The following is a 450-nucleotide window of genomic DNA, read 5'->3' on the forward strand; positions in this document are numbered from 1 at the left end:
AGCGGGATCTATGCTTTGAGATACCGCGGCGGTATGACGAGGGAGAACAGTTGCTACGTGTTAGCGGCTGAGATACCGTGAATAAATCACGGTATGACGGTTCGCGGTGGTATGACGGTTAAGTAATTCGTCATCCCGCTACTTGTTAGCGGGATCTAGAGATACCGCGAATGAATCGCGGTATGACGTAGGACTGCTGTCATTCCAGTCTGGAATCTAGTTCTTATTGTACATTTACTTGGTAGAGTTAAATTTCCTGGATCCAAGTAGTCGGCTACTCGGATGACAGGAGAAGGTACTGCCGTCATAAAGGAACCAGTGTCAGCTACTTGGATGATACCTTTTTTCTACTTAGTTTGGGTTATGTAAGAAGTCTATCATAATCAGGCTTTAAGTATGCGGAAGTAATTTTTTGCGTTAGAGTAAAAAATTTTTTCTAGATCTGAAGAG

1 protein-coding gene is annotated in these 450 nt (G+C 43.3%); it reads right to left on the reverse strand.

Translation table 11 applies throughout. The features are described 5' to 3' along the window. Positions 1-155 precede the first annotated feature (155 nt). Positions 156-308, reverse strand: a complete 153-nt coding sequence (locus BA053_RS07580; protein ID WP_156517965.1) for a hypothetical protein — start codon at positions 306-308, stop codon at positions 156-158. Positions 309-450: the final 142 nt, after the last annotated feature.

The organism is Wolbachia endosymbiont of Nomada ferruginata (assembly GCF_001675785.1).
In the GTDB taxonomy this organism is placed as follows: Bacteria; Pseudomonadota; Alphaproteobacteria; order Rickettsiales; family Anaplasmataceae; genus Wolbachia; species Wolbachia pipientis.

Excerpts from the sequence above, each read along its gene's own strand:
- BA053_RS07580 (WP_156517965.1), bottom strand. The coding sequence starts at position 308 with ATGACGGCAGTACCTTCTCCTGTCATCCGAGTAGCCGACTACTTGGAT.